This window comes from Streptomyces sp. NPDC055632, assembly GCF_053618675.1.
Genome location: NZ_JBSHHY010000094.1, coordinates 1 through 1826, shown reverse-complemented (window position 1 = coordinate 1826; position 1826 = coordinate 1). Strand labels below are relative to the sequence as shown.

The following is a 1826-nucleotide window of genomic DNA, read 5'->3' as shown; positions in this document are numbered from 1 at the left end:
GTTCCCCAACTGACTTAACCTTCGATCAAACCACCTCCCCAGGTGGTTTTTTCGTTTTCAGAGCAAGAGATTACGACTGTAACGACAGGATCACAAGAAGATCATTTACTCAGAGAGACTAACTACCACTATGTTTGCCTATCAACATACTTAGGAAACATTACTTGAGTTAACGACTCCACCTTACTTTTAGTATCTCGCAATGAATCTTCCGACCGCCGTTGTGTTGAAGTTCTATTGCGCCACCGGGGTATAAATCACTTTCGTTTAACTCAATTAAAAGCTCGTTCTTGTGAGCATCCTCTAAATAAAGGTAATAACACCCACCATAAAGGTTCTGCGTATCTGGCACGGCAACAAAAGATTTCTTTCCGAACAGTAAAACAGCCTCTTTTTCTCCATGCTCTGTTAGCAATAATCGAAATTCTTGTCCATCAGGCGCGATCCCCCATATACGCAAGATCGGCGCTCTATGTGGCTTATACCAAAATTGATAGTAAAGACCTGCCACTACAACCAGTGAAATTAATAAGGCCATTTCAATCCTCAAAAACAAGCAACATTCCAAAATCGTTTTTCATTCATTTTTACTGCTGGGCATGATGCCCACCTTCAATCCTCTTTTCGCATGAAAAAACGACCTATACTTAGATGGTTAGTGACCATATCCACTTTACCTTTAAGCAGGGAACCTATTATGAATAAAAAAACGCTGTTGGCGGCCATGATGGTCGCGTTGGTGACCTTTGCCGCTGCTGGATGTTCTTCAAACCAAGAAATAAAAACCACAGATGGTCGCACTATCGTTACAGACGGCAAACCCAAAGTTGACAGTGATACGGGGTTAGTATCCTACAAAGATGCCCATACAGGCCGAACCGAACAGATCAACCGTGACAAAATTACCAACATGAGTGAACTAGACAACTGATACGGATAAAAGGAGCTGGCTTTGAAAAAGATTTTTGTTTCAGTGTTCGCAGCGGCAGTTGCGCTTTCAGCCCTAACCGGCTGCACGCGCACAAGCTATGCCATCCACACCAACGACGGGCGTACAATTGTCAGCGACGGCAAGCCTACAGAATCAGACTCAGGCCTGCTGGGCTATAAAGACGCAAATGGTGTCAAACAGCAGATCAATAAAGCCGACGTTAAAGAAGTCTCTGAAATTCCGCATTGAGGCATCGCTCTCTCCGAAAAGGGCCGCTAATGCGGCCCTTTTCTTTATCTGCCCCAACAACAGGCAAAAAAAGCCCCCGCTGGGGGCCAAATACCTGCAGTGGCTGGATAGTACTGCATTCCTGATGAAGGAGACGAATAAGTATGGGCCGGATTTTTGCGTCTGCAGGCTCGGTCGCCACAATTTTTCCGTACCCGCCAGGCATCATGCTTTTACCATAACATCCGTTGTCTGCACCGCCGGATCGGCACTGACGGCGCAGACGGCACCTGGCACCCGAAAACCCGGCTTAAGCAACGCTACATCCTCCGTTAAGCCGGGAGATAATTTTTACCCGACTGCATAGCCATGCAGCCAGGTGAATGACGGCAGGATTCAGCCCAAAAACAGCGTGAAGGCCCCGAAAACCGGCAAATGCTTTTCCAGCCACTCCCACAGTTCTGCCGCCAGATGCAGGCAGTTAAGTACAGCTTCAATAACATTAAGCAGTTTCATAATTCCCCCTGGTATAGGCCGTGATCTTTGCATCACGACGTATTTAGCGGGGAATTTCGCAGCCCTTCTTCTTGGGGTCGTTTGCGGGAGGGGGCGGAATCCTACGCTAAGGCTTTGGCCAGCGATATTCTCCGGTGAGATTGATGTGTTC

At 47.2% G+C, this 1826-nt stretch carries 4 protein-coding genes; 2 read left to right on the top strand and 2 right to left on the bottom strand.

The features are described from left to right. Positions 1-169: 169 nt before the first annotated feature. Positions 170-511, bottom strand: a complete 342-nt coding sequence (locus tag ACWGSR_RS37650) for a hypothetical protein (protein WP_376481930.1) — start codon at positions 509-511, stop codon at positions 170-172. Between the two features lie 147 nt (positions 512-658). Here ACWGSR_RS37650 and ACWGSR_RS37645 point away from each other — a divergent pair, with 147 nt between their 5' ends. Together ACWGSR_RS37645 and ACWGSR_RS37640 are read left to right on the top strand one after the other, a co-directional pair. Continuing rightward, a complete protein-coding gene (locus ACWGSR_RS37645; protein ID WP_375877820.1) occupies positions 659-931 on the top strand; it encodes a YgdI/YgdR family lipoprotein in 273 nt (90 codons plus the stop codon). A gap of 21 nt (positions 932-952) precedes the next feature. After that, a complete protein-coding gene (locus ACWGSR_RS37640; protein ID WP_000719360.1) occupies positions 953-1180 on the top strand; it encodes a YgdI/YgdR family lipoprotein in 228 nt (75 codons plus the stop codon). A 375-nt stretch (positions 1181-1555) separates the two neighbouring features. On the opposite strand, the gene ACWGSR_RS37635 is transcribed toward ACWGSR_RS37640, so the two are convergent. Continuing rightward, on the bottom strand, positions 1556-1826 hold a 271-nt coding region (locus ACWGSR_RS37635; protein WP_453157006.1), incomplete at its 5' end, for a hypothetical protein.